Here is a 26,031-nt window from a genome sequence, read left to right as displayed (position 1 = left end):
AAGGCTTAAGTTCGTTTTTTTTAAAGATTCATGGATGGTGCTTCTGGATATTTCATCAATGTACTCCAGCTCGATCATCTTGTCCCTGAGGAGGTTTAACGTCCATCGCGCGTTTCCTTTTGGMGGTGCAGAACAGGTCAGAGCGATAAGGTRAGCCTCTAACTCACCATCCATTTTCCGTTTTCCTCCATGACGACTGTGCTTGCTATTGATCGCAACCTCTAATCCTTCCTCAGCAAGGCGTTGACGAAGACGACAGATAGTGAGCGGTTTCACGTTGAAGGCTTTAGCTGCCTGCTCATGGGTAAGCGGCGAGTGATTTTCATCGATGGCGAGCAAAATTTGTGCGTGGCGTTTTTTGTGTTGCGCAATTATTGGTTTTTCTTGTTTGATTAAAGCCTCAAGCATTGAGCGTTCATCATCACTTAAACGAACATGGTATTTAACGTTCATGACGGCTCCATCTTTTGTTGCAGTGGAGCTGTCAGGATAATACAAAATTCAGTCTATCATTTGACGGTGGATGGAGTACTAGCCCGAGTCTTACACTGCAACATGTTGTTGGTTTGACTGCTATTTTGTATTCGGCTATTCAGGCATCCCACTTTGTTTATAAACAATTAAACAATGTGTTCTTAGATAATGAGTCTGAAACATTATCGCCCTATATTTTCCCTCTATCATATTGGATGAGTGATTATCGCAATAGCTTAATGGTGGGTAATACGATTAAAGCGTTTCAGAATAGGCCTGAAGAGCAACTGATGTTGATCATCGCAGAGTATCATCGGGAACCAAGTATAAAACGGTTGCTTAGAGAACGTTTTGATTTTAATGATATTACAAAAGAGATATTTGAGGATAGGGAACACTAGTTTTAGTGTTCCGATTTTAAAAAATAGCTGACGCTTTAGACGTACAGCTATTAGTAAATGAGATACAGCAATTTATCGAATAAACCGCAAAAACTCTTCTCTAGAAGGTTGGTTGTCTTTCATCAAGCCACGCATAACCGAAGTGGTCATTTTCGAGTTCTGTTTTTCCACACCACGCATCATCATGCACATGTGTTGTGCTTCAATCACCACGGCGACGCCTTTTGCATCAGTTACTTCCATAATGGCATCGGCGATCTGGGTGGTCATGTTTTCCTGAATCTGCAGGCGACGGGCAAACATATCCACAAGACGGGCAAATTTAGACAAGCCGAGCACCTTGCCACGGGGCACATAACCTATATGGCACTTGCCAATAAACGGTAACAAATGGTGCTCGCACAGGGAATAAAGCTCGATATCTTTCACGACCACCATTTCGCTGATGTCAGATTCGAATACAGCACCATTGACGATCTCGTCCAGCGTCTGATTATAGCCTCGGGTGAGATACTGCATGGCTTTGGCGGCACGCTGAGGCGTGTCTTTCAGGCCATCCCGATGAATATCTTCACCGACTGATTCAATAATGGCCTTGTAGTGTTCACTGATTTGCTGGGACATTTAAAGAGACTTTCAATATACGTTATTGATTTGCGCCGATTCTATCACAATTCCACGGGATCTTATTACCCGTTCTTATCAGACGGTAGAGCCAATTTTGAGGGCCGGTTAACGAACTTTGGCTTGCACCTTGCTAGAGCTTTTTCTTGCAGGTATGGTTGATAAGCCATGAGTTAGATTTTGTTGATATAAGGGGACTTGTGTTAACAAAATTGAACAGCAGTGAATGGGCTGTATTCGTTACGGCTTATTGACCCAATAACAACAACACAAAAGGACGCTATCTCATGTTCAAGAGCCTTCTTGAAACAAAGAGTTCTCTCAAAAAAGTAGCAATGCTAGGCGCATTTGCTGCCGCTGGCTTCGCTCAGGTTGCCAGTGCCTCAACGACCCTTGAGTCGGTCAAAGAAAAAGGTTATCTCTCCTGCGGCGTCAGCACCGGTCTGGCTGGTTTCAGTAACCCTGATGACAAGGGTATTTGGAACGGTCTGGATGTCGACGTATGCCGTGCGGTGGCTGCGGCAACCCTGAAGGACGCTTCCAAGGTGAAATTTGTCCCGCTAAACGCTAAGGAGCGTTTTACAGCGCTGCAATCTGGTGAGATTGACGTGTTGTCCAGAAACACTACGTGGACACTGACCCGTGATGCCTCTCTGGGCCTGAACTTTACCGGCGTTTCCTACTACGACGGTCAGGGCTTTATGGTGAAGAAAGACCTGGGCGTTAAGAGTGCGAAAGATCTGGACGGGGCTTCTGTCTGCATTCAGGCAGGTACTACCACGGAATTGAACCTCGCCGACTACTTCCGTACCAATGGCATGGAATACCAGCCAGTGGTATTTGATACCTCCGATGGCACCGCCAAAGGCTTTGATGCCGGCCGCTGTGACGTGCTGACTTCTGACCAATCTCAGCTTTATGCTCTGAGAACTCGTCTCACCAAGCCAGACGCTGCCGTAGTTCTACCAGAAGTGATTTCCAAAGAGCCTCTGGGCCCGCTGGTTCGCCAAGGTGATGATTTGTGGTTCAACATTGTGAAGTGGAGCCTTGCGGCCATGATCAATGCGGAAGAACTGGGTCTGAGCTCTGAAAATATTACCGCCAAGAAAGAATCCACCGATCCGGGCGTTCGTCGTCTTCTGGGCATCGATGGTCCTAAAGGCAAAGGTATCAACCTGGATGATGAATGGGCTCTGCGCATCATCGAACAGGTGGGTAACTACGATGAAGTCTTCCAGCGCAACGTCGGTGTTGATTCTCCTCTGCAGATCGACCGTGGTCTGAATGCCCTGTGGAGCGATGGCGGTATCCTGTACGCGCCTCCTTTCCGTTGATTGGTAGATCAATCTCTAAAACTGCTTAGCATGCTGTAGGTCGGTAATCCTGAAAGGATTGCCGACGTTATTGTTGCAGCCGTCGTGTAAGCAAGCCGGCAACCTTACGGGTTTCGGTTTACGTTTCACGGCGGATCAAGAAGCGACACAATAAGAAAAAGGGAGTCATGTTGTGAGTGATCCTGAAGGCGCATCAATCAACAACACCTCGTCAGGCCCTGTGAATCGTCTGCTTAATTCAATTTTATTACTTTGGCGTGATGCCTCCATTCGCCCATTGATCATGCAGGCAGTGGTGGTGCTGCTCGTGGTTGCCATGGGTGCCTGGGTGATCAATAACACCATGAACAATCTGGAAACCCGCGGTATCAGCACGGGTTTTGACTTCCTCTCAGAGGAAGCGGGTTTTGGTATTCTTCAATCGCTGGTGGAGTACGATGAATCACACTCCTATGGTCGTACATTCACGGTGGGTATTTTAAATACACTGCTGGTTTCGGTTCTGGGCATTTTCTTTGCCACTGTGCTTGGTTTTCTGATGGGTGTCGCGAGGTTGTCGCCTAATTGGCTGCTAGCTCGGTTATCTTCCGTATTTATTGAAACCTTCCGAAATATTCCTTTATTGCTGCAAATCTTTTTCTGGTATTTCGCGGTATTGGCGGCGTTGCCCCATCCCCGGCAAAGTTATGCATTGGGCGATGCACTGTTTTTGAACCTTCGCGGCTTCTTTTTTCCAAAACCTGTTATGGAACAGGGGCTTTCAGCGGTCTTTATCAGCTGTCTGGTGGCCGTCGGGCTAGCGTTGTTTCTGCGTTACAAGCATCGCAAGCAACGGGTTGAAACTGGTAAGGGTATTTCTGGTGCGCCTTATTTGATGGCTGCACTAATAGTGGGCATTCCGGCAATCGCCTGGTGGTTTTCTGGTGCAACCATGACCTTTGATATGCCTGAGCTGAAAGGATTTAACTTCCGTGGTGGTCTTTCCATTATTCCTGAGCTCGGTGCATTACTGCTGGCATTAACTATCTATACAGCGGCGTTTATTGCTGAAGTGGTGCGGGCGGGTATCGAATCGGTGCAGAAAGGCCAGAAAGAAGCGGCCGCTTCCCTTGGATTAAAGCCGGGCAAGACTCTGTCTTTGGTGGTTATTCCTCAAGCCATGAAAGTGATTGTGCCGCCCCTGACTAATCAATATTTGAATCTGGCAAAAAACTCGTCACTGGCGACAGCTATCGGCTATCCGGATCTGGTTAATGTGTTTGCGGGTACGACCCTCAACCAAACGGGGCAGGCCGTAGAAGTGATAGCCATGACCATGGCCGTGTATCTCACCATCAGTTTAAGTGTATCGCTGTTGATGAATATCTATAACAAACGTGTGGCTCTGATTGAGCGCTAAGGCAATCATATGATCGAACAAGAATTAAAAATGATTCCTGCCCGCGAGCCACCAAAAATGGCGGTGGGTGTTATCGCCTGGCTGCGGGGAAACCTATTTACCGGCCCATTGGGGACGGCGGCAACCTTGCTGATTATCTACGGTTTAATCCTGACCGTACCACCGCTGGTGCAATGGCTGTTTTTGGACGCCACCTGGTTTGGTGCCAGCAGCGAAGCCTGCAACCGTGAAGGTGCCTGCTGGGCATTTATCACTGCACGACTGGATCAGTTTATCTACGGATTCTACCCATCCGAAGAATACTGGCGGCCTAACCTGTTCTTTGCTCAGTTAGCGATATTGGTTGGCTGGTTAACTATCAAATCGACACCCTGGAAAAAGTGGGTATTAGGCTATAGTCTGTTGATGATGCCTGTGGTGTCCTGGTTCCTGTTGTATGGGGATATTTTCGGCCTGGCAAAAGTGGATACTCATCAGTGGGGCGGATTAATGCTCACTCTGCTGTTGGCATTGTGCGGCATGATTGCTTCTTTGCCGTTTGGCGTGTTACTGGCGCTGGGGCGTCGCTCCGACATGCCGGTGATTCGTTCTCTGTGCACGGCTTACATTGAACTTTGGCGCGGTGTTCCATTAATTACCGTGCTGTTTATGGCATCGGTCATGTTGCCACTGTTTATGCCGGTGGAAGTCTCATTCGACAAGCTGCTGCGGGCGATGATCGGCATTATTATGTTCCAATCTGCTTATATGGCCGAAGTGGTGCGTGGTGGTTTGCAGGCCATTCCCAAAGGGCAGTTTGAAGCCTTTGATAGCCTCGGCCTCAGTTACTGGCAGGGAATGATTATGATCATTCTGCCTCAGGCGATGCGACTGGTCATTCCCGGTGTGGTGAACACCTTTATTGCCTTATTTAAAGACACCAGTCTTGTATTGGTTATCGGGCTATTTGATCTTTTGGCGATTATTCAGGCGGGGTTGAACGATCCGAAGTGGTTGGGTAATTCCATAGAAGGTTATCTATTTGCCGGTTTTGTTTTCTGGATTTTCTGCTTTGGCATGTCGAAGTACAGCCAGCGACTCGAACAACAATTACATCAGGGGCACTGAGCAATGAGTGAAGCTGAATTACAACAAGAAGCGACGACCGTAGACAGTACGGCAAAACCCACAGTGAGTATCGAGCGTGAACTGACGCAGGCACAAGCCAACCTGATTGAAATCAATGGGTTGAATAAGTGGTATGGTCAGTTTCATGTGCTGAGGGATATTGATCTGAACGTTCGCAAGGGCGAAAAGATTGTTATCTGTGGCCCGTCCGGTTCGGGTAAATCCACACTGATTCGCTGCATCAACTGCCTGGAAGAACATCAGCAAGGCAACATTGTGGTAGACGGCACCCGTCTTACTAATGATCTGAAAAATATAGAAACCATCCGTCGTGAAGTGGGCATGGTGTTTCAGCAGTTTAATCTGTTTCCTCACCTGACCATTCTCGAAAACTGCACACTGGCACCGATCTGGGTTCGAAAGCAATCTCGCAAAGATGCAGAAAAATTAGCAATGGAATATCTGGAGCGAGTTCGTATTCCTGATCAGGCGCTTAAATATCCCGGACAGTTGTCCGGTGGTCAGCAACAGCGAGTGGCGATTGCCCGAAGCTTGTGTATGAATCCTGAAGTGATGCTGTTTGATGAACCAACCTCTGCCCTTGATCCGGAAATGATCAAAGAAGTGCTGGATGTAATGATCGAGCTGGCTCAGGAAGGCATGACCATGATCTGTGTTACCCACGAAATGGGCTTTGCCCGCACCGTGGCGGATCGGGTGATCTTTATGGATGAAGGACAAATTATTGAACAGGCTCCGCCGGAAGAGTTCTTTAATAACCCTCGTTCAGAACGCACCCAGAAGTTCCTTGGACAGGTACTAAACCATTGACGTAGGTCTTTAACCCAAAGATGTGCCGGTAATCTCGTCAAGATCACCGGCAAAAAATGAGACTTTTTTCACAATTTGGAGGTTTTACATAAAATAACAATAAGCGTATAGTTGCCCCGATTTTTGCAGCAAGCATACCGGAAAAACTAACAATAAAATGTGTGATCGAGTGCTTCGTTGATACAGATCATACAGTTTCGGTGATGGCTCACCGGAATACACAAAAAATTGAGGGCATTATGCAGTTTCATCTCAATCGCAAGGTCGTTCTGACCGCCGCCATCGCTATGGCTTCCCAGGTTTCTTACGTTCAGGCTGCCGGTTACGGCATCAATGAGCAGTCCGCCAGCTACCTCGGTACTGGTTTTGCGGGCCGTGCTTCTAACGCTATCGACGCTTCTATCTCTGCGACTAACCCTGCGGGCATCAGCTTTTTGAAAGGTGAGCAGGCTTCTGTGGGTGTGGATGTGATTTTGGAAGGGGGGAGTTTTAAAGGGCAGCGTACTGGTACTTTTGACGGATCACCAGGTCCAGGTGGAGGGTATCCGGCAGAGGGTACAGGTGATACTTCTGGAAGTACAAAGGATTTTCAGCAAACATCTTTTGTTCCCTTTGGCTACTACGTAATGCCAGTTGATGAGAAGCTAAGCCTCGGTTTGGCAGCTTACGCGCCTTATGGTATCCACTTGGATTATGACGATGGCTGGGCGGGCGAATGGCTGGGTGGTAAGACGTTGGTAGAAGTTGTGAACTTACAGGGAACTGTGGCTTATAAATTTACAGATGATGTTTCTTTAGGTTTTGGTTTGATTGCTTCTCATGTCACTGGTGAACTGACCAGCAACCCATTCGGTGGTACTCCCATGAGCACCAAAACCAAAATGGAAGGTGATGACACTATTCTTGCATGGAACGTTGGCGCTATTTGGAATGTAACTGAATCAACGACCCTTGGTGCATCTTATCACTCGAAACTTGACTTTAACTTGAGTGGAGATCTTACCAAAACTGGAGCTGCACCAGGAAAGGAAAAGGTTGAACTGAGTTTGGTAATGCCTGAAAAGTTGATGTTCAGTGCAACGCATAAGCTTGATGAACAGTGGACTGTTATGGCAGATGCCACTTGGACCCGCTGGAGTCGTTTTGAAGAGTTTAATGTTATTAACTCTTCAACAGGTAAGTCAGAGAACTACGTTCCAATGAATTGGAAGGATACTTGGGCATTGTCTGTAGGTACTTCTTATCAGTTGGATGAGAGCTGGTTGCTGAGGGCTGGCTACATGTTTGATCAGGCTCCAGTGAGCAATGATACTCGCACTGTTCGTGCCCCAGACGCCAACCGCAATTGGTTTACGTTGGGCGCAAACCTGAAAGCTTCAGAGAATATGAATATTGACTTTGCCTATGCCTATGTGAAACTTCAGGATGGTAAAATCAATGAGTCTAAGCACACAGCTCCTGGTCAGGCGCAAACTACACCTGATGCATGGTATGGCTCAGTTTCGGGTGAATACAAAAGCAGCTCACATATCTTTGGTGTTCAGCTGAACTACCTCTTTTAAATAGAACTCCCTCCAAATGCCTCGTTCCCACGCTTTGCGTGGGAATGCATACCTCAAGCAGAATATTTATCCCACCGTTTGGGTATACACTCCCACGCAAAGCATGGGAGCGAGGCTGTCCTTCGCACTGCTAGAGTGTGGAGATAAGTCATTCATGAAAACTCATTTACTCTCCGTAGCGCTCCATCCGTTTTGTTAAACTTCGTATCTCTCCCCGTGTTTTTTGATACAAAACATAACAGAATACCCATATCAGAAAATGTAATATCCGCGTCAATTTGATACAGATTATACATTTCGGTGAAGGCTCACCGAAGTTACAATAAATTGAGGGTATGGTGTTGTTTCCACTCAATCGTAAGGTCGTTCTGGCCTCTGCCATCGCTATGGCATCTCAGGTTTCTTTTGTTCAAGCCGCCGGTTACGGTATTAACGAACAGTCCGCCAGTTATTTAGGCACCGGCTTCGCTGGCCGCGCTTCCAATGCTATTGATGCATCTATTTCTGTAACGAACCCTGCGGGTATCAGCTTTTTAGAAGGTGGTAGGCAGATTTCTGTGGGTGCGGATGTGATTTTGGAGGGTGGTAGTTTTGATGGTGAATATACAAGAGCCGACAATTCAGTTGATGCTAGTACAGATGACTTCCAGAAAACTTCATTTGTACCATTTGGCTATTTCGTAATGCCAATGGATGAAAAGTGGAGCTTTGGCCTTGCTGGTTATGCGCCTTATGGGATTGAACTAGATTATGCAAATGGTTGGGGGGGGGATTACTTTGCAAATAAGACAAGTGTGAAGGTGATTAACCTTCAAGGTACCTTGTCTTATAAGCTCTCTGATGATCTTGCTCTTGGGTTTGGTTTAATTGGTTCTCATGTTGTTGGCGAGTTAACTCAGAAAACATGGTTAATGCCAGGCTACATGGCAGGAGATGCTTCGATTAAGGGAGATGATAATACTCTTGGTTGGAACGTTGGGGCGATTTGGAATGCTACTCCTTCTACAACTCTTGGTTTGGCTTATCATTCCCAGCTAGAGTTCAAACTTAAAGGGGATTTTGATGTCGAAAACATCCACTCTGTAATTCCAAACATCCCTCCAATTTTCACAACTCCGCTAAGTAGCGATGCAAATCTTGATATAACAATGCCAGAGAAGCTGATGCTAAGTGCAACCCATAGGTTGAATGGCAGGTGGGTAGTTATGGCGGACGCTACTTGGACTCGCTGGAGTAGATTTGAGGAGTTCAGAGTGACCTCTTCGAATGATCAACTTGGCTCATATATTCCAATGAATTGGAAAAACACTTGGGCACTGTCTTTAGGTTCTTCATATCAGCTAAACGATCAGTGGTTACTCCGTGCCGGTTATATGTTTGATCAATCTCCTGTCACAAGTGATACACGCACTGTGCGCTCTCCTGACGCCAATCGTAACTGGTTTACTTTTGGGGCAAACATGAAGCTTGCAGAAAATATGAATGTTGATTTTGCCTATGCATATGTAAAGTTGCAGGATGGTTCTATAAATGAGCCTAAGTATGATAAGTCCACGGGGCAGCCTGATGATGAACATGGTGTTGTAACTGGTGAATACAGTAGTGGCTCCCACATTTTCGGTGCTCAGTTTAACTACAAGTTCTGAAATACTTTGTAGCCTCGTTCCCACGCTTCGCGTGGGAATGCATACTCAAACAGTTCGGTAAATTCCGGAGCTCCGGTATACACTCTCACGCAAAGCATGGGAGCGAGGCATCCACAGGTTATGCCCGCAAGCATTCAACTTTTCAATTTCCCCCTCTAAATACAACTCTATACTCTTTCTTGAATACACAGATGTACCAGGAAAGCAGCGATGTTGTACAAAGCCATTCCGCAAAGCCGAGCCACCGTCAGATTGCTAACATCGATGTGCATGGCCGTCGTCTTATCCGGCTGCAGCTCAATCGATACCCAAAACCAACACAATTCCGACAACCCTGCCGTCGCCAACAAAGCCAACTGCCAATCTCTGGCAACTCTATTCAGCGAAAGTAACTACAACTTCGAACAGATACGCTACAACCCGTCTTACAAAGATAAAATCACCCTCTGGAAAACCCGTTATCAACTCATAGATGACAGTTGTCAGATATGGCAATGGGGCGATAAGTACAGCTATGTCTGCAGTGCAACCTACCCTGATCGAGAAACCGCTCACGAGGCTTACGAAAGAGCGCAGGCGTTAATCAATCAATGTGAATCCAATGAAAGTACGGATGACTGGTATGAGAAACAGGAAATGCTGGAAGGCAGGGGAGAGGAAACGCAATACCTCTACCATGGTAATGTGAGAGGCGCGCTAAGGAAGGTCAATACATCAGGCTTGTTTAAAAACAGCTGGAGTGTGTACTTCTTTATTGACTCTCCATCGCTGTTAAGGGGTGTGCCGATTCAATAAGTAGAGTCGGCACAGCCTATGGAGTATTTCTCAGGCTATCTTCATATATTTGAGTCAGGGCCTTGAGAAATGACTCTATGGTTAGTTCTTTGTTGGTGCGAGCCAAATCATAAGCCAAAAAGGTAAAGAGCTCTGCACCGTGTTGTTCGTTCGGAACAGGGTTGGTTGGGAGTGAAAAATAATGGCGAAGACTGTTAAGGAAGTGTGGTCTTACCGCTTTCGAAACTGACATGTATAGCTGATGCATTGGTAGAGAAAAATGCTTGGTTACACAGTGTGCTCCGGATGGTTGTAAATCTGAAAATTTTATTCTCAGGTTTATCTGCTTGTCTATCTTGAGGTGAAATTGGGTTTTATATTTATGGTCAGGGAAAAATGTCGAAATATGATGTGGTATATCGAGATTTTTAATGGCCCGATCCTGCAACGCTCTCATGTCCAGTGAGTAAAAACGCAGGCTTTTTTTGAGACAGCCATGGTTCGTGTTGATGTTATAAGGCTCATTTTTTGGCGAGCGGGTCGCAGGCATGTTGGCATTTCTCTTGCCAGAAATGCCGCTGCTGCTAGTAGCTGGGGCTGAACTCATGTTTAAGGAACGAAACACCACAACACCTTCGTGTAAAAAGTACTTTATCGATTCAAGATAGTCAGCTTGCTTTTGTCAGTGAGGTATTTACATTCCACAGTCCAGCCAAGGTTACTGTCGACCGGATACGTTTTATCAGTTTTGACTATCCCGGGTAAACACCAACTCATTGCCGGAAGACATGGCTTCGTTAAATTCATAGCCCTCATAATCAAAGGCTTTCAATTTTTCTGGCTGAGCGATTTTCTTATCGATCACGTAGCGGCACATCAAGCCACGGGCTTTTTTCGCATAGAAACTGATGATCTTGTATTGCCCGTTTTTCAAATCCTTGAACACCGGTGTAATGATCTCACCATTAATGTTCTTCGTCTGAACAGATTTGAAATACTCATTAGAAGCGAGGTTCACTAACACTGGCTTCTTCTGGTTGGCGAGTTCCTGATTGAGTTGCTCCGTGATCAAGCCACCCCAGAACTGATAGAGATCTTTGCCTCGCTGATTAGCGAATTTGGTGCCCATTTCCAGCCGATAAGCCTGCATCAAATCCAATGGGCGTAGCAGGCCATAAAGGCCGGAAAGCATGCGCAAATGCTGCTGGGCAAAATCCAGTTGTTTCTCGGAGAGGGTTTCGGCATCCAGACCGGTATACACGTCGCCTTTAAAGGCCAGTATTGCCTGTTTGGCGTTTTCCATGGTGAATGGCGTTGACCAGGCTTCAAAACGGGCGGCATTGAGCTGTGAGAGCTTCTCACTAATGCTCATCAGGCTGCCGATTTTAGCAGGGCTTAAATCCCGTAGTTCATCAATCAGCTGAGCCGAATGATCGAGAAAATCTGGCTGGGTGAAGGTCTGCGTGGTGGCAGGTGTTTCAAAATCCAGTGTTTTGGCGGGGGATATAACCAGCAGCATGTAACACTCCCTGAATCTCTATAGTAATGAAGACAATAGTAGAGCAGGGAGCGTTCCTTTAGTAGGGGGTTCAGGTTTGATAATACCTATTGCCGCCATTAACCCAGATAATCAAATTACTTTACTGCCCTGACGAAGGTATCTGTACCAATGACTTTGGATTTCCAGGATTCCTGTCCTTGCCATTGTACAAGATCCATGGTGTGCAGTGTTTCCTGATGGTTTTCATCCACTTGCAGTGTGCTGCTGAGGGCTATGGTGACAGGGGAGCCACAGCTTTCCATGCTCAAGCTGAACGCCGCAGCATTACCATTGTGCACGCCCTGCAGTGGTACGGCTTTGCCAATGCACGATTGGGTGTTGGCAACCGCAGTGTTGAAGGTGCCGTTAAGGTTATTACCATCTGCCGCTTCCAGAATCAGCGTTGATCCTCGCTGATTGATCCAGGTGCCGGTGAAGTTGGCTACAGTATCTGCTATTACGCTGGTTGCTGTGAATAAGGTAAATGCAGTTGCAATAGATAGAGCAAAACTTTTCATCATGTTTCTCCGGATGCTGAGATCTAAAAAATAGCCGCAATTGGTACATGGTGCTGAAATTTATAGAAGACAGTGCGTGGAGTGTCTAAGGGAGCCTGAAGGCAATGGAAACCACCTGCAGGCTGAGTATGTTGATCAGGTGGGAGTATCTATTGGGTTTTGAAGTAGGTTTTCTCTTATGGTGACGTAGTCGGGACGCCTCTCTATATAACATAAATAACCGCCAAAGCCGTCAGCCTCTTTTGGTGTCGGAATATCGATTCTGTCTGTGCAGCGATCACTCAGGCCAGAAATTTTATCGATAAATGGCAGGTCTATATGATATTTTGCATAGCCATCGCGCATTTTTTCTCTGGTTTTTATATAGGTTTCAGGGCTCCTGGTGCTGGATAGAAAATGATTGGCGTTGAAGAGTTTTTCAATTTTTACATTCCGCACAGGATATTCTTGTGACTGCCTATCAGTGGCAATGTAGTCCACTGTTCTTTGCTCTGGATTGACGTTGAAAATAATGATTGCATGCTCTCTGCTGTCTTGAAATGCTTTGATTTCCTTAAGTCTTTTTTCATTTCCGTAGGCCCAGTTTGCTGTTTTCCAGTTTTCTGATTTGGATATTAACTCCTGTAGTCTTTGTTGGTCTGTCATTTCCATTTGCCCATTAAGAGCGCAGTGCAAATAGACAGGTTTTTTTTGATGGATAATGGCATTCGAAATAAACTGCAAATAGTCATCAGGTGTATTCAGTTTTTCAGACCATACCACATTTAAACCACTTGCATTAGCAAGCGTTGAAAGACCGGATCTGTCTGTGATTGCGCCTAATGGGAAACCATTTTCTTTAGCGATTTTTCGAAGAGAAATAGGGGCGCTACCCAGCTTTCTAACAGGGAATGCTAAATCGGAGTCAGGCTTTATTGGAGGCTCGCTACTGCTTGAAGCATTTAAAATACTGTCGGCTAGCCTCAATGCATCCAAGGAACAGAGTCGCCCAGATTGCATGCTGAGTAATTTAGGGTTTATAGGGAGTGCATACCGCATTTCAGACAGTAAACTATCCAAAAGAATTCCATGGATCACTTTAGCTTGAATTTCTTCATTAGGTGACAGGCTCTCTTCAAGCGCTTCTACCAGTTCGCCCAAGCGGTTGGTGGGTTCTGCGAATACGCCAATTGCACCTCTCAGCTTTTCAATACTGTCCTCATTATTTATACATAAATCGCTACATATTGCCTGTTCAAGTTTTTCGATTATTTCAAATTTCGATGAATTGATTTCACGCGCTGTTGATTTGATGATGTCACGCAAAGCTTTTAGCTCTTGGAGTAAATTAAGGCTCGTAACTAACCACTCCCATAATGCGATTGGATGGTTTTCAAATAACTGTCTGGCTTCAATGGAGAGATTGTTCATCCCTAAGGCTTTTGATGTTTCAGTATTTGGGATCACTCCTGTGATTGTATTTCTATCAAGGTGGATGTCTTTTACCTTATTGGTAAATAGCGCCTGTTTGTCTATTCCGCTTGATTTAGCTTCCTTTTTTTCTTCTTTTGTTAGCGATAGGTGAGGGTAGAGTAGGTCATTGAATGCTGAAAAATTAAACCCTTTTTCTTGTTGGTAAAAGTCGCTTCTTATGAGTTCTTTGATGTCTATCGATGGATTAATGCCTTTGATCATAAATTGGATGGTTGCGGGCTGGTTTTCTGGATCTGTGAGTATCTGGCGGCAGACCAAAGGTGTATCTTCGCTTAACGGGGCATAATTTTTAATTGGGCTCGTTTCTCCCAGATAGAAATTAAGAACATCCGTTATGAATTTTTTTTTCGCTTGCTCACTGCATCTTAAATCTAAAGGGTCTATGGTTGCATTTGGACGAGGATCGGTCTGCTTGGCAGTATTTGGAGAAGAAGGGGATGTTGGTGATTCTGGTTGCTCTGGTGAATGGCTGACAGAGCGGCGTCTTTCTCCGCTCTCTGGCGCTGCACTGTGTTGCTCATTTGGCGTTTCCGGGATCTGGCAGTCCACACTTTCTTGAACCTTGACATCACCCGTTGGAGTGGTGCTCCGATCATGTTGAACATTTTGTGGTACAGAGTTAAGTGGATTAGCTAAGTTGTGAGTTGGTAAATAGGAGCTACCAGAGCTTTCAGTGCCATGCATATTTAAAGGCTCTCTGTGTGAATGAATAGAATAATGTATGTGAGTTATTGACCAATAAAACAGTTAAAAGTTTCAGTTGTGTATTTTAAGTAATGCGGAATTAGTTGGGTGAGGTAATTGTTGTCAGCTGATTTAATGTTTGCGAGTTATTGGGCAATAAAAAAGCCCCGAAGACACTCCGGGGCTTTTTATTGTGTCATGAGCAAGTTATAGGTGAGCTTCGGCATAAGCCGCCAGTGGTGAACGGGGCACGCCCTGAAGCTGCATGGAGCCTCCGTTAGGGAAATGCTTCAATCGTTCAGTCATATAGGTTAAGCCGGAGCTGGTAGCGGCCAGATAAGGCGTATCAATCTGGGCAAGGTTACCCAGACAAATCACCTTACTGCCCACGCCGGCACGGGTAATGATGGTTTTGATCTGGTGAGGCGTCAGGTTCTGACACTCATCAATAATGATCAAACTCTGCTGGAAGCTTCGTCCCCGAATGTAGTTCAGAGATTTGAAGTGCAAAGGTACCCGGTCGAGAATGTATTCCACACTGCTGTTAGTGGATTCATCATCATTGTGCAGAGCTTCCAGGTTGTCGGTAATGGCGCCGAGCCAGGGTTCCATCTTTTCCGCTTCAGTGCCGGGCAGGAATCCGATATCTTCATCCAGCCCACGGGTGGAACGGGTAGCAATGATCCGCCGGAACTGCTTGGTGGCGATGGTCATTTCAATGGCCGCTGCCAGAGCAAGAATGGTTTTACCGGAACCGGCGGCACCGTTGAGGTTTACCAGATGAACGTCCGGGTCCAGTAACAGATTCAGCGCCATGGCCTGATGAATGTTCAGTGGTCTTAAGCCCCAGGCATCCTGATTCATCAGGCTTTCCCGGCTGTGGTGTTGCAGGGTAACTTTGTCGTCTTTAATGTCGACGACTTTGGCAACAAAGCCCTGGTCGTCCAAAAGGAATTTGTTCAGGTAGAGCTCTTCTTCAAAATCGCTCTTGTTGATGGTGTGAAGGGTTTTTCCATCCAGTTGGATCGTATTGACTTCATTAATACGATCCCAGAAATTGCCTTCGTAATGGAGGTAGCCTTTCGTGAGTAAACCAATATCGCTGACCAGTTGGTCGCTGTGATAATCCTCCGTCAGTATTCCGCAACCTCTGGCCTTTAGACGCATATTGATGTCTTTGGTGACCAGAATGAATTGCTGGTTAGGATGGGTTTTTTGATACTGACAAATGTCGTTTATTATTTGATTGTCATTGTTGCTGGTGGGGAGAGTCGTGATTTTGTCGTCCGCATGACTCATCATGATGGACAGTGTACCGCTGGGTTCTGCTTTGCCTCCTCGATGAATGGGCACACCTTCTTCAATATCGCTGGGTGTTGCCGTGCCAATAATATTATCAATGAGTCGTATAGCTTGCCGGCAATCGGCGGCGATGGTTTGTTTACCGTTTTTCAGTTTGTCCAGTTCTTCCAGGACGGTGATGGGAATAAGAACTTGATGTTCTTCGAAATTAAGGATTGAGTTGGGGTCGTGTATCAGGACGTTACTGTCCAGAATGTAGGTGGTTGACGTGGGTGAGTTCTGTGGCCTGGTTTCCAGGGCATGTCCCATAGGCAGCTCCCTTGTCGCTTTTGTTTTTTGGGTGACTCATTTTTGATTCTTATCGAAAAAACGACATCCGGCAAGACCAAATATCAATTAAGAATAAAAAACTTATTTTCCTCCTTTAAATGGTTTTAATTAGTTTGTTTTAATTCTACACTTCAAAAGTTATATCGCACTATCGCACAAAAGTATGAGACCTTTTTCTTGACGTTTTTCCTTCTCTCGATTCGGCCTTAACAGGCAATCAACCGGTTTTGTTGGCTGCCTGACAGACTATTTACAGCGAATCTGAAAATATCATCAGTGCTGTTTTTCCGGCTTCACCAGAAGTTCTTCCGGTGGGTAATCTTTTTTCAATTTATCTCCCATCATGGCTTCCAAGTCAGGAATCAGAAAGGAATCATCTTCACAGGCAAAACTGATACTGGTGCCACTGGCGCCAGCACGTCCGGTTCTGCCAATGCGGTGAACATAATCGTCCAGCACTTCTGGCAGGTTGTAGTTGATGACATGGCTGATGCCATCAATATGAATACCGCGGCCAGCTACATCGGTGGCGACCAGTACGGTGATTTTTCCGGAACGGAAGTTCTCCAGTGTTCTCAGTCGTTTGTTCTGTGGCACTTCACCGGACAGTTGATCCGCTTTCACGCCGATGCGTTGAAGCTTCTCTGTTAGCTTACGAGTCTGATCCCGGCGATTGGTAAAGACGATGACCTTTTCAAGGTTAAGATGACGGATCAGGTTTACCAGTAACGGGAATTTCTGATCAGAGGAAAGGATATAAACCTTCTGATCAACCGTATCGGTTGCAGCACTTTCAGGTTCAATCTCAACCTTTACTGGTGCCCACGTCCATTGTTCACCAAGGCGCAGCACGTCGTCGGTAAAGGTGGCAGAGAACAGCAAGGTTTGGCGATCACCCGGGCGCGGCGTCATACGGATGATGCGGCGAACCTGCGGAATGAAGCCCATATCCAGCATGCGGTCAGCTTCGTCAATGACCATCACTTCGATCAGATCCAGAAACAGGTCTTTACGTTCGCAGTAATCCAGCAGTCGGCCTGGAGTTGCCACGAGAATATCCAGATAATTGGAGTTGATGTTCTTTCGCTGCTTTTCGTAATCCATACCACCCACCACAGTGACCACATGCAACGGCAGGTATTTGGTCAGCGCTTCGGCATCTTTACCGATTTGCAGAGCCAGCTCCCGGGTAGGCGCAATGATGATGGCTCTGGGCTCACCAATGTAACGGGTATCCGGGGCTGGCGTATCCATTAATTGCTTAATGGTACTGACCAGGAAGGCGGCGGTTTTACCGGTACCTGTTTGCGCTTTGCCAATGGCATCTCGCCCGGCAATGGTGCTGCCCAGAACTTCGGCCTGAATTGGGGTGCAGTATTGGAAGCCCTGGTCAGCAATGGCGTGCATCAGCTCACTGGGCAGTTCGAAATCGTGAAAGCGCTTCTTTTCAGGATCTGGGGCGACCTGAAACTGATCAATGCTCCAGTTGTCGTGCTGAGGCTTGTCCTGGTTAGTCGATTTTCTGTTGCCGCTTTTTCGTGGTTTGGGGGCGGCTTTTTTGCCGGCACTTGCCGGTTCTTTTTGCTTGCTGACGGGGGCTTTGTTCAGGGACTTGTCAGAAGCCTGATTACCATTATCTGCTTGTTTTTTCTTGAAAAATCCTAGAAAACCACTCAATGCTTTACTCTCATTCCTGTCAGTACTGATAAGGCTTCAGTGTTTATAAAGCCCAGTGGGCCAGCCAAAGTAGGTGAAGTGCCACTTAATATGGTTAAGTGGAGTCAGCTGGTTTTCAGTTTGCGGTAAATATAAAAGCGCTATTATCGCGCCGATAGGATGCTCAAAGCAAACCGGGAGATACTATTGCTATAAAAAGCAGGTATAAAAAGAGGGTGTAAAAAGGCAGCGATATAACACTGCCCGTGGCTTTGAGGAGATTATTACAGGATCTTATCCATTGAATGGTGTTCTTCGAAGGTGTCCTGATGCTCTTCAGGTTGTCTTTTACCAAACCATAGCTGCTCTGATTTTTCTTTTTTGGTGACCCGGCGTTTTTTCATTTCCAGCCACAATTTGTGTAACACAAAACCCTGCCCGGTATCGGGTATATGACGAACATGAAACTGCCTGAACAGAGCCGCTGCAAAGGACATTTCTTCAGCAAATTTCTGGCCTCTGGCCAGCTGAGTATCATGAATAAAAGGTGCTGATAGGCACCGGTTGCCGATCAGGTTGATAGAAGGACAGAAATTCATTGTTATTCCTCCATGTATGCCTGAAAAACTCAATCCTACTTGATTAGCGTGCCTGTTTACGATTAGACATTAGTCTGAGTTTGAGCAGTATTTCTACTATAAATGAAGGGACATAAATGAAGGTGCTTTGAACTTCCGGGGAACTAAGGCAAGTTGAATAAGTCCAAACCTGAAAGCCTTCAGGTGCCACTGACTGGTTGATTGGTTGACTGATAAGAGGAGCGGTTCCCATGGGGAAGCACTATTTATCGACATTGACTCACGCAGCTCTCTTTGCGTTGCTCTCTCTATTCTTTTTGCCCACTTTGGCTTTTGCCAAACATGAACCAGCAACCTCCCGTGTTTATCAATATTCAACGCTTGATGCTCTGCTAAAAGGGCAATTGGAAGGTCGGCTAACGTTGTCAGAACTGGCCAAAAATGGAGACTTTGGGCTGGGCACATTTAGCGGCGTCGATGGTGAGATGGTGGTGGTTGATGGTCAGTTCTATCGGGTTGATGATCATGGGGTGGCATCGCTGGTGGCTGGAGACAGCAAACCCCCTTTTGCCATTGTTATCCCATTCCGTGCCACACAGACATTTTCAGTGGTTGAAGCGCTGACGCTCAATCAGCTTGGCCGTTTTATTGATCAGCGCATCCGTGATCAGGATTTGATTCATGCCATTCGCATTGATGGGCGGTTTAAGCAGTTGCTCGTTAGAAGTGTTCCAAAACAGTCGAAGCCCTTCCGGCCTTTGGCAGATGTTCTGAAAACGGATGAAGTGCGCTTTGAATACAAAGATGTTGAAGGCACCTTGGTCGGGTTCAGAGCGCCTGATTCTATGAGTGGTATCAACGTAGCGGGCTATCACTTCCATTTTATCGATACTGGTCGCAGCTTCGGTGGGCATGTTTTGGAGTTGATAACGGATTCTGGAATCGTGAAACTGAATCAGGCCTCACATCTTGAGTTGCAGTTGCCCGTCGAAAACATCACCCATTGAGGCACTGGTATGAGAGCGTTGTTAAGTTTGTTGTTGCCTTTATGGATCATCATTGCCAGCACTGTGGGCTTTTATTTCCATGTAGAAGTTTCAACGCTCAAACCCGCATTAATTCCTATTATGGCAACGATTATGTTTTCCATGGGAATGACTATCTCAATGGAAGATGTACTGCGAACACTTAAACAACCGCAGGCTCTGGCGATCGGTGTATTGCTTCAGTTTTTGGTGATGCCTGCTGTCGCATGGGCGGTCAGTATTGCCTTGGGGCTGTCGCCTGAATTGCTAACAGGCATGGTGCTTGTGGGAGCAGCGCCTGGAGGGACGGCATCGAATGTACTGGCTTATTTGGCCGGAGGCCGTGTTGCGCTTTCCGTTAGTATGACGACAGTATCAACGTTACTCTCTATCCTCTTTACGCCATTGCTTGCAGGTTTCTATCTCGACTCGGTTGTGGAGGTCGACCGGCTGGGTATTTTACTCAGTATCGCGCAAATGATTTTATTGCCAGTCCTTGGTGGAATGCTCTGTAAAGCCTGGCTGCCTAAATTGGTTTCCCGAGTGGTACCGATTTTGCCGAGTATTGCCAGCTTTGGCATAGCGAGTGCAATCTGCATTATTGTTGCTTTAAATGTTGCTAATCTGGCTCATCTCAGTGTAATGCTGGTGGTTGCTGTGGTTTTGCATAATCTGCTCGGTTTATCTTTGGGTTATATACTGGCGTTGGCCAGTGGGCAGGATTTTGCTTCTGCTCGAACCATTGCCATTGAAGTGGGTACGCAAAATAGCGGTATGTCGGCAGCAATTGCTATCCAGCATTTTTCTTCTTTAACTGCGATTCCATCGGCTATTTTCAGTATTTTTCAGAACATATTTGGCGCTGCCCTTGCCGGTTACTGGTCTATTCGACCTTGTAAGAATATAGAGCACGATGAAGATAGGGCTGAATGTTCATCGAGGACGGGGTAAGCTGATTAAATAGTTGTTTAGATGATGGTGCGAACGCAGTTTATGAAGGACAAGGTTATGGATAACAGGTTTTATAACCGGGATATTGTATCGATCGCCGATTTATCTCGGGAAGATATGGAACAAATTCTGGACGTTGCGGCAATTTTAAAAGAAACACCTCATCCCTCCCTGCTTAATGGCAAAGTCATCGCCAGTTGTTTTTTTGAAGCTTCTACCCGTACAAGGCTCTCTTTTGAAACCGCTATACATCGGCTAGGTGGAACGCTGATTGGTTTTGCCGATGGCGGCAATACATCGGCGAAAAAAGGAGAAACCCTGGCGGATGCCATCAGAATGGTCAGCTCCTACACGGATGCCATTATTATGCGACACCCGAAGGAAGGTGCGGCGCGCATGGCATCTGAGTTTTCGGGCGTTCCCATCATTAATGGTGGTGACGGTGCTAATCAGCATCCAACACAGACGCTGCTGGACCTTTTTAGTATCAAAGAATGTCAGGGGCAGCTGGATAATCTGACAGTGACGTTTGTTGGTGATTTAAAGTACGGAAGAACAGTGCACTCTCTGGCACAAGCACTCACTCATTTTAATGCCACGTTTAATTTCATTGCTCCAGACGCTTTGGCCATGCCGGATTACCTTCTGCAGGAGCTGGATGAAAAAGGCATTCGCTGGCAAAGGGCGGATACCATTGAAGAGGTAATCACCAGTACGGATATTGTGTATATGACCCGTGTACAAAAAGAACGATTTGATGAAACGGAGTACAAACACATCGCCTCAAAATACGTGCTGACCAACGAAACCCTGAAAACCGCACCCGAACATTTGAAAGTGCTGCACCCATTACCAAGGGTGGATGAAATTGCCGTTGAAGTGGATCAAACGCCCCACGCTTACTATTTTGAACAGGCTCGTAATGGTGTTTATGCAAGACAGGCGTTACTGGCACTGATTCTGAATAAAACGGGTTTATAGGCAATCTACCGAACAGTATTTGAGGATTATTGAATGGGAAACAAACTTCAAGTTGAGGCCATCTGCCAGGGGACGGTGATTGATCATATTGCCGCAGGGCAAGGGGTTAAGATTCTGGATCGTCTTCATTTGCTGGATAGCAAAGCGCGAATTACCGTAGGCTTTAATCTGCCGAGCAAAGCTCTGGGCTTTAAGGACATTATCAAAGTTGAAGGCAGAATGTTTACGGAGCAGGAAGCCAACGAACTGGCGTTGTTTGCTCCTTCAGCCACGATTAATGTGATCGATGATTATCGGGTTGTTGATAAGTTTTCCATGACGATCCCCGAGACTCTCAGTGGCGCTTTTTCGTGCCCTAATTCAAATTGCATTACGCATAACGAGCCGGTGGACAGTTTTTTTTATCTTCGTCATGTGAGTGATGATACCCAGTTAAAATGTCGCTACTGTGAAAAAATCTTCAGTAAGGAGATTGTTGCAGAGCTCAAATAATTGATTTTGTTTAAATGATGCTAAACCAATAAATACCCTGTAAAGCCGTCTTGTAATAAAGCTGCAGGTGGTTATTATTGTTCAAAGTTGCTTACTTCAGGCACGTTCTAGCCCCATTCAATTAATAAGGATTATTCTGCTCAATGCATTGTCCATTTTGTGGTGCAGCTGACACCAAGGTAATTGACTCACGATTGGTTGCCGAAGGCAGTCAGGTACGTCGACGTCGTGAGTGCCTGACCTGTGTTGAGCGTTTTACCAGTTACGAAACGGCGGAGCTGTTAATGCCGAGATTGGTAAAACGGGATGGCACCCGTGAGCCTTTCAATGAAGATAAGCTTCGGGCTGGTATGGCTCGCGCTCTGGAAAAACGCCCTGTGGGTGTTGAGCCGCTGGAAGAAGCCCTGAGCCGTATCATTTATCGCCTTCGCGCCATGGGCGAACGGGAAGTCAGCTCCCGAATTCTTGGTGAAGAAGTCATGCGTGAGCTTAAAAAACTGGATGAAGTGGCTTACATTCGCTTTGCCTCAGTGTACCGGCACTTCAAAGATTTAAATGAGTTTCGGGAAGAAATTGATCGTCTGGAGACTGAAGACAAGGGAGTCTGAATGCCTCTGATTATCTTAATGCTGGCTATTTTAGCGCTGGTTTTTGGTCCCCAGTATTGGGTAAAAAGTACCCTTCGCAAATATGGTAAAGACCGGCCGGATCTTCAAGGCACTGGAGGCGAGCTGGCAGAACATCTTATTGAGCGTTACCACCTCGAAGGGGTGAGCGTTCGAGAAGGTCAGGAAGGCGAAGATTATTATGACCCGGAAGGGAAAATCGTTTCGCTTTCCGCTTCTCACTTTCGCGGTAAAACCGTTGCTGCCCTCGCTGTTGCAACCCATGAAGTCAGCCATGCGCTGCAGCATCAGGAACAGAATCCCGGTTTTATGCGGCGACAGCGTCGAATTAAAACTGCCATCATGATTGAGCGCTTCAGTGTGTTGGCGTTGATGGTCACTCCGTTTATATTCTTATTGACACGATTGCCTCAAAGTACCCTAATTACGCTGTTGTTGGGGACTTCCGGTATGGTCGCTGCTTTATGGGTTCAGTTGATGAATCTGCCGGTGGAGATGGATGCCAGTTTTAATAAGGCACTGCCCATTCTTGAAGAAGGGTATCTCTCCAGTCAGGATATGCCGGGTGCAAGAAAGGTGCTTAAGGCCGCAGCGATGACTTATGTGGCCGCTGCTCTTGCCAGCTTGCTGAATATAGGTCGGTGGATCGCTATTCTCCGTCGATAACCTCCAATTAGATTACTTACAATAAACTTTAACAGGGATGTACATTCTGTATGGTCAGTCCTTCTTTGTTGGCGCTTTTCGTTCCGACATTTTTCTTTGTTTCTGCCACGCCAGGTATGTGCATGACGCTCTCGATGACGTTGGGAATGACTGTGGGCTTTCGTCGTGCATTATGGATGATGGCGGGTGAATTAGTAGGTGTTGGTCTGGTTGCAAGCCTTTCTGTTCTGGGTGTTGCGGCCGTCATGCTGAACTATCCGGAAGCCTTTTCTATTTTTAAGTGGGTGGGTGGTGCCTACTTGTTTTATCTTGGTGTACAAATGTGGCTGTCGAAAGGAAAGATGGCGATACCTCTGGAAGGCGAACAGCCGCGGCATACGGGTATTAAAGAATTAATGATTCAGGGGTTTGTCACCGCCGTTGCCAACCCTAAAGGCTGGGCATTTTTCATTTCATTGCTGCCGCCGTTTATTTCAGCGGATCAGGCAATGGCGCCACAGTTAACCATTCTGATTGTATTGATTCTATTGATCGAATTTATCTGCCTGATGATGTACGCCGCTGGTGGTAGAACGTTGCGACACTTCTTACAAAAGAGTGGAAATGTACGAGTTATGAACCGAATCGCCGGCTCTTTAATGATGGGCGTTGGCGTCTGGCTGGCGGTTGGTTGAATAGGCATTTCACCGGCTCACTGGTCTTGAGTGCTTCTTCGACCAGTTGCAGCGCCTTGTTGGCTCTTCTTTTTAGCTGGCTGAAAACTTCCCGCTTTACCATGTTGTCCTCAAGGGTATTGCAGAGCTGCGCCAATTGCGGGTCACTTAGTGAAGCCATTTGTGCTAACGCCATAAAGGCAGCTTGTGTTTTTTCGGCCGTTGTCATCGAGTTAATCAGCGGCATTATGCTCTCACCGGGTAGAAAAAGAGCTCCGTGCACTTTTTTACGGAGTGGCAGGGTGGTTACCCAATGGGTAAACGCTTGAAAATCCATGGCATAGAACTTTTCACAGCGATTGAAAAATGCCATCCCGAAATCAATTGGTATAAATAGATGCTTATTGGTTTTCTGCTGAATCTGTACCAGATAATTACTTTTCTTTGCGTAGTCTTCATCACCCAGTAATCCCTTACGCAGAGCAAGCATTGTTAAAGGGTTGAGCGCGCCAAGGTAGTTGTTTCCTTTTTCATTATAGGCAACGTGATGATTATCAATATGCTGGCATAGCATTCTGTGGTTTTTGCCATCCAGGAAATACTCAAAATTCATGTTTCTGGCAATTCTTTTTGTAAGATATTTGGAGCAAAAAGAGGGGCCGTGCTGCAGAACGTGCTGAATAATCTTACCAGCAACAACTTCCCTTTGAGCAAGATTCTTAACGCTCCGGTAGTAGAGTAATTTGTCTATACGTCCAACAATGATATAAAAAACACAAAGCAAGAAACGCTTAATAAACTCCAGAACTCTGACCTTGCCCGGGCTCTTCACATGCCATGTTCCTCTGCTTACTCCGTAGTCTGTAGCCAGTTGAGTGGTTGTTCGTAATTCGTGCGCGACGGTGCTTCGCAAATGCAAATGAGTGGGCTTGGGGTGGAATAGCGCTGAAAATGAATGTTTGTTGGCGCAGGCTAATTCAGTCTGGTAAACCTTACCTTGGTTGTGAATCTGCTTTTGAAAGTTTGCTGGCGATTGGGGTGTAACCAGGAGTGATTGATAGGTGCGAGTGTTAATGCATTTGTCGCGTGGAGCGGCTTCAGGCAATGAGCTGGCTGGTTTCTTGATGACCATAGGAGGTCTTGTTGCTTGAGTAACAGCACATCTCTTGATGCTACCTGCACTCGTGTTGGATGGGTTTGAACAACACAGGTAGTGTGCCGTTGCCGGTATTATGTTCATAGGAACTTTGAATCTTGTTCAGTTGTTGCTCCATGTATTCCTTGGTTAACGCCGAACTCAGTGGAAAGCGATTACAGAATATTAGTGCTTTTTTTGGATTCTATTTGATCCTGAAAGTTCCCCTTATTTTGAAACTCAAAAGGTTTTGACGATTAGGGGGTGTTTTCGACTGGTCACACGTACAGTTGGAAGCGCTCCCTAGTGTAGTGAACTGCATTTAATACAACATAAATAATCTCGCTGTGCCATTATAGGTAGGAGCATCTAAGGACGGATACTATCTATGAGAGTCGCAGCCAAGATAAGCCTGAGTGAACAGGAACAAAAACTACTAAAACGTCTATCGTCGTCAAATAAAAGCTCTGTACGCATTGCCCGTCGTTCTAAAATTATTCTTTTGGCTGCAGATGGAAAAACCAATCTTGAAATTGCGGAAGCAWTAAATATCGAACGGGGACAAGTAAGCCGTTGGCGAGTTCGTTATGTAGCTGAAGGTTTTCGGGGAATAGAGAAAGACCTTCCTCGTGGTGGTCGTAACCTGTGCGTAAGGGGCGAAGTCCCCTTGACGCATTTTATGCCCACGAAAGAACGGAGATTAAAACATGGAGCTTTTTAACAAAATGACGGCGGCACTGGTTAGATCGGCTGACGGAAATCCAGTGCATACAACGCTAACAGTAATGCTGTTCTTTGTTATGTTCTCGGTTTTAGAAGCAACTATAGAGAAATTAATTTTCGGGGAACGGTTTGAGCATTGGCTTGATCCGATATTTATCTGCGGTTTTATCGGGTTCGCATCATATATGGTTTGGGTTTGTGCAGTTTATAAAGAATCCCGAACAAGTGGGTCATAACGAATAAGGATAGATTGCGCTTAGCCGCAATCTTATCCGGTTGTTGCACAAGCCCGGATTGATTTCTGGTGAGGGTGGTCTATAGAAGTTTTCTTTTTTGGTGGCGATCAAATCAGAGCGTTTATATTGAACTCTCTTTATTCAGAATGAGCGTTACCCGACCACTGCATTACGTAGTCTGGCGTCTGATTTCCCTGTCTGACTGGCTGMACTAACTATTTCTCCATGTTGGTGAATGGCGATACTTATTTTATGAATCAATTCTTCAGGTGGGCTTCAGAAATCTAAACGCAATGTGGTTCATTACTTC

26 protein-coding genes are annotated in these 26,031 nt (G+C 46.1%); 17 read left to right on the top strand and 9 right to left on the bottom strand.

Annotated features, from left to right (window positions below):
* Nucleotides 1–453: helix-turn-helix domain-containing protein (locus AKL11_RS01210; RefSeq protein ID WP_067514754.1), on the bottom strand; the 453-nt coding region annotated here is incomplete at its 3' end.
* 14 nt (nt 454–467) lie between these two features.
* Between AKL11_RS01210 and AKL11_RS24940 the strand changes: the two genes are divergently transcribed.
* A complete protein-coding gene (locus AKL11_RS24940; RefSeq protein WP_157673348.1) occupies nt 468–875 on the top strand; it encodes a hypothetical protein in 408 nt (135 codons plus the stop codon).
* A gap of 72 nt (nt 876–947) precedes the next feature.
* Here AKL11_RS24940 and folE read toward each other — a convergent pair whose 3' ends face one another.
* Nucleotides 948–1,499 carry a GTP cyclohydrolase I FolE gene (gene folE / locus AKL11_RS01200; protein ID WP_067514750.1) on the bottom strand — a complete coding sequence of 184 codons (552 nt, stop codon included), beginning with the start codon at nt 1,497–1,499 and terminating at the stop codon, nt 948–950.
* 287 nt (nt 1,500–1,786) lie between these two features.
* Here folE and AKL11_RS01195 point away from each other — a divergent pair, with 287 nt between their 5' ends.
* The 7 genes from AKL11_RS01195 (at nt 1,787) to AKL11_RS01165 (ending at nt 10,173) form a co-directional block, all read left to right on the top strand.
* The gene (locus AKL11_RS01195; protein WP_067514749.1) at nt 1,787–2,833 is read left to right on the top strand and encodes an amino acid ABC transporter substrate-binding protein; all 1,047 of its coding nucleotides are present in this window, start codon (nt 1,787–1,789) and stop codon (nt 2,831–2,833) included.
* A gap of 220 nt (nt 2,834–3,053) precedes the next feature.
* Nucleotides 3,054–4,232: an amino acid ABC transporter permease gene (locus AKL11_RS01190; protein WP_436404682.1), complete on the top strand. Its 1,179-nt coding sequence runs from the start codon at nt 3,054–3,056 to the stop codon at nt 4,230–4,232.
* Nucleotides 4,233–4,241: 9 nt separating this feature from the next.
* The gene (locus AKL11_RS01185) at nt 4,242–5,339 is read left to right on the top strand and encodes an amino acid ABC transporter permease (protein ID WP_067514747.1); all 1,098 of its coding nucleotides are present in this window, start codon (nt 4,242–4,244) and stop codon (nt 5,337–5,339) included.
* Between the two features lie 3 nt (nt 5,340–5,342).
* Complete coding sequence (locus tag AKL11_RS01180; protein ID WP_301335639.1) at nt 5,343–6,170, top strand: amino acid ABC transporter ATP-binding protein; 828 nt, start codon at nt 5,343–5,345, stop codon at nt 6,168–6,170.
* Between the two features lie 239 nt (nt 6,171–6,409).
* Nucleotides 6,410–7,732 (top strand): OmpP1/FadL family transporter, encoded by a 1,323-nt coding sequence (locus AKL11_RS01175; RefSeq protein WP_157673347.1) that lies wholly within the window; start codon nt 6,410–6,412, stop codon nt 7,730–7,732.
* Nucleotides 7,733–8,073: 341 nt separating this feature from the next.
* Nucleotides 8,074–9,378, top strand: coding sequence for an OmpP1/FadL family transporter (locus AKL11_RS01170; RefSeq protein WP_157673346.1), 1,305 nt, complete (start codon nt 8,074–8,076; stop codon nt 9,376–9,378).
* 210 nt (nt 9,379–9,588) lie between these two features.
* Nucleotides 9,589–10,173: a hypothetical protein gene (locus AKL11_RS01165; RefSeq protein ID WP_067514741.1), complete on the top strand. Its 585-nt coding sequence runs from the start codon at nt 9,589–9,591 to the stop codon at nt 10,171–10,173.
* Between the two features lie 721 nt (nt 10,174–10,894).
* Here the strand turns inward: AKL11_RS01165 and yaaA are convergent.
* From yaaA to AKL11_RS01130, 6 genes are all read right to left on the bottom strand, one after another.
* On the bottom strand, nt 10,895–11,671 hold the full coding sequence (yaaA, locus tag AKL11_RS01155; protein WP_067514737.1) for a peroxide stress protein YaaA: 777 nt from the start codon (nt 11,669–11,671) through the stop codon (nt 10,895–10,897).
* A gap of 116 nt (nt 11,672–11,787) precedes the next feature.
* Nucleotides 11,788–12,213, bottom strand: coding sequence for an avidin/streptavidin family protein (locus AKL11_RS01150; protein ID WP_095210075.1), 426 nt, complete (start codon nt 12,211–12,213; stop codon nt 11,788–11,790).
* Between the two features lie 132 nt (nt 12,214–12,345).
* A complete protein-coding gene (locus AKL11_RS01145) occupies nt 12,346–14,367 on the bottom strand; it encodes a hypothetical protein (protein ID WP_067514733.1) in 2,022 nt (673 codons plus the stop codon).
* A 207-nt stretch (nt 14,368–14,574) separates the two neighbouring features.
* Nucleotides 14,575–15,978, bottom strand: coding sequence for a PhoH family protein (locus AKL11_RS01140; RefSeq protein ID WP_067514732.1), 1,404 nt, complete (start codon nt 15,976–15,978; stop codon nt 14,575–14,577).
* Between the two features lie 294 nt (nt 15,979–16,272).
* Nucleotides 16,273–17,607 (bottom strand): ATP-dependent RNA helicase RhlB, encoded by a 1,335-nt coding sequence (gene rhlB / locus AKL11_RS01135; RefSeq protein WP_425387577.1) that lies wholly within the window; start codon nt 17,605–17,607, stop codon nt 16,273–16,275.
* Between the two features lie 332 nt (nt 17,608–17,939).
* Nucleotides 17,940–18,254, bottom strand: a complete 315-nt coding sequence (locus AKL11_RS01130) for a hypothetical protein (protein ID WP_067514728.1) — start codon at nt 18,252–18,254, stop codon at nt 17,940–17,942.
* Between the two features lie 230 nt (nt 18,255–18,484).
* On the opposite strand from AKL11_RS01130, the gene budA reads away from it, so the two are divergent.
* The 7 genes from budA to AKL11_RS01095 all read left to right on the top strand — a co-directional run bounded on the left by budA (nt 18,485) and on the right by AKL11_RS01095 (nt 23,648).
* Nucleotides 18,485–19,240 carry an acetolactate decarboxylase gene (gene budA, locus AKL11_RS01125; protein WP_067514726.1) on the top strand — a complete coding sequence of 252 codons (756 nt, stop codon included), beginning with the start codon at nt 18,485–18,487 and terminating at the stop codon, nt 19,238–19,240.
* A gap of 9 nt (nt 19,241–19,249) precedes the next feature.
* Nucleotides 19,250–20,209: a bile acid:sodium symporter family protein gene (locus tag AKL11_RS01120; protein WP_095210074.1), complete on the top strand. Its 960-nt coding sequence runs from the start codon at nt 19,250–19,252 to the stop codon at nt 20,207–20,209.
* A 57-nt stretch (nt 20,210–20,266) separates the two neighbouring features.
* Entirely contained in the window at nt 20,267–21,190 is a 924-nt protein-coding gene (gene pyrB, locus AKL11_RS01115; protein ID WP_067514724.1) for an aspartate carbamoyltransferase, read from the top strand.
* 33 nt (nt 21,191–21,223) lie between these two features.
* A complete protein-coding gene (gene pyrI, locus AKL11_RS01110) occupies nt 21,224–21,682 on the top strand; it encodes an aspartate carbamoyltransferase regulatory subunit (protein ID WP_067514722.1) in 459 nt (152 codons plus the stop codon).
* A 143-nt stretch (nt 21,683–21,825) separates the two neighbouring features.
* Nucleotides 21,826–22,290: a transcriptional regulator NrdR gene (nrdR, locus tag AKL11_RS01105; RefSeq protein ID WP_067514720.1), complete on the top strand. Its 465-nt coding sequence runs from the start codon at nt 21,826–21,828 to the stop codon at nt 22,288–22,290.
* Entirely contained in the window at nt 22,291–22,974 is a 684-nt protein-coding gene (locus AKL11_RS01100; RefSeq protein ID WP_067514718.1) for a zinc metallopeptidase, read from the top strand. It abuts the gene before it with no gap.
* A 50-nt stretch (nt 22,975–23,024) separates the two neighbouring features.
* Nucleotides 23,025–23,648: a LysE family translocator gene (locus tag AKL11_RS01095; RefSeq protein ID WP_067514716.1), complete on the top strand. Its 624-nt coding sequence runs from the start codon at nt 23,025–23,027 to the stop codon at nt 23,646–23,648.
* On the opposite strand, the gene AKL11_RS01090 is transcribed toward AKL11_RS01095, so the two are convergent.
* Nucleotides 23,587–24,759 carry a hypothetical protein gene (locus tag AKL11_RS01090; protein ID WP_067514714.1) on the bottom strand — a complete coding sequence of 391 codons (1,173 nt, stop codon included), beginning with the start codon at nt 24,757–24,759 and terminating at the stop codon, nt 23,587–23,589. The two genes, AKL11_RS01095 and AKL11_RS01090, sit on opposite strands and share 62 nt — an antisense overlap.
* 391 nt (nt 24,760–25,150) lie before the next feature.
* Here AKL11_RS01090 and AKL11_RS01085 point away from each other — a divergent pair, with 391 nt between their 5' ends.
* On the top strand, nt 25,151–25,483 hold the full coding sequence (locus tag AKL11_RS01085; protein WP_067514712.1) for a helix-turn-helix domain-containing protein: 333 nt from the start codon (nt 25,151–25,153) through the stop codon (nt 25,481–25,483).
* Nucleotides 25,470–25,721 (top strand): hypothetical protein, encoded by a 252-nt coding sequence (locus AKL11_RS01080; protein WP_067514710.1) that lies wholly within the window; start codon nt 25,470–25,472, stop codon nt 25,719–25,721. The genes AKL11_RS01085 and AKL11_RS01080 overlap by 14 nt, the downstream gene beginning before the upstream one ends.
* Nucleotides 25,722–26,031: the final 310 nt, after the last annotated feature.

The organism is Endozoicomonas ascidiicola (assembly GCF_001646945.1).
Taxonomy (GTDB): Bacteria; Pseudomonadota; Gammaproteobacteria; order Pseudomonadales; family Endozoicomonadaceae; genus Endozoicomonas; species Endozoicomonas ascidiicola.
This window is presented reverse-complemented; position numbering and strand designations above follow the sequence as displayed.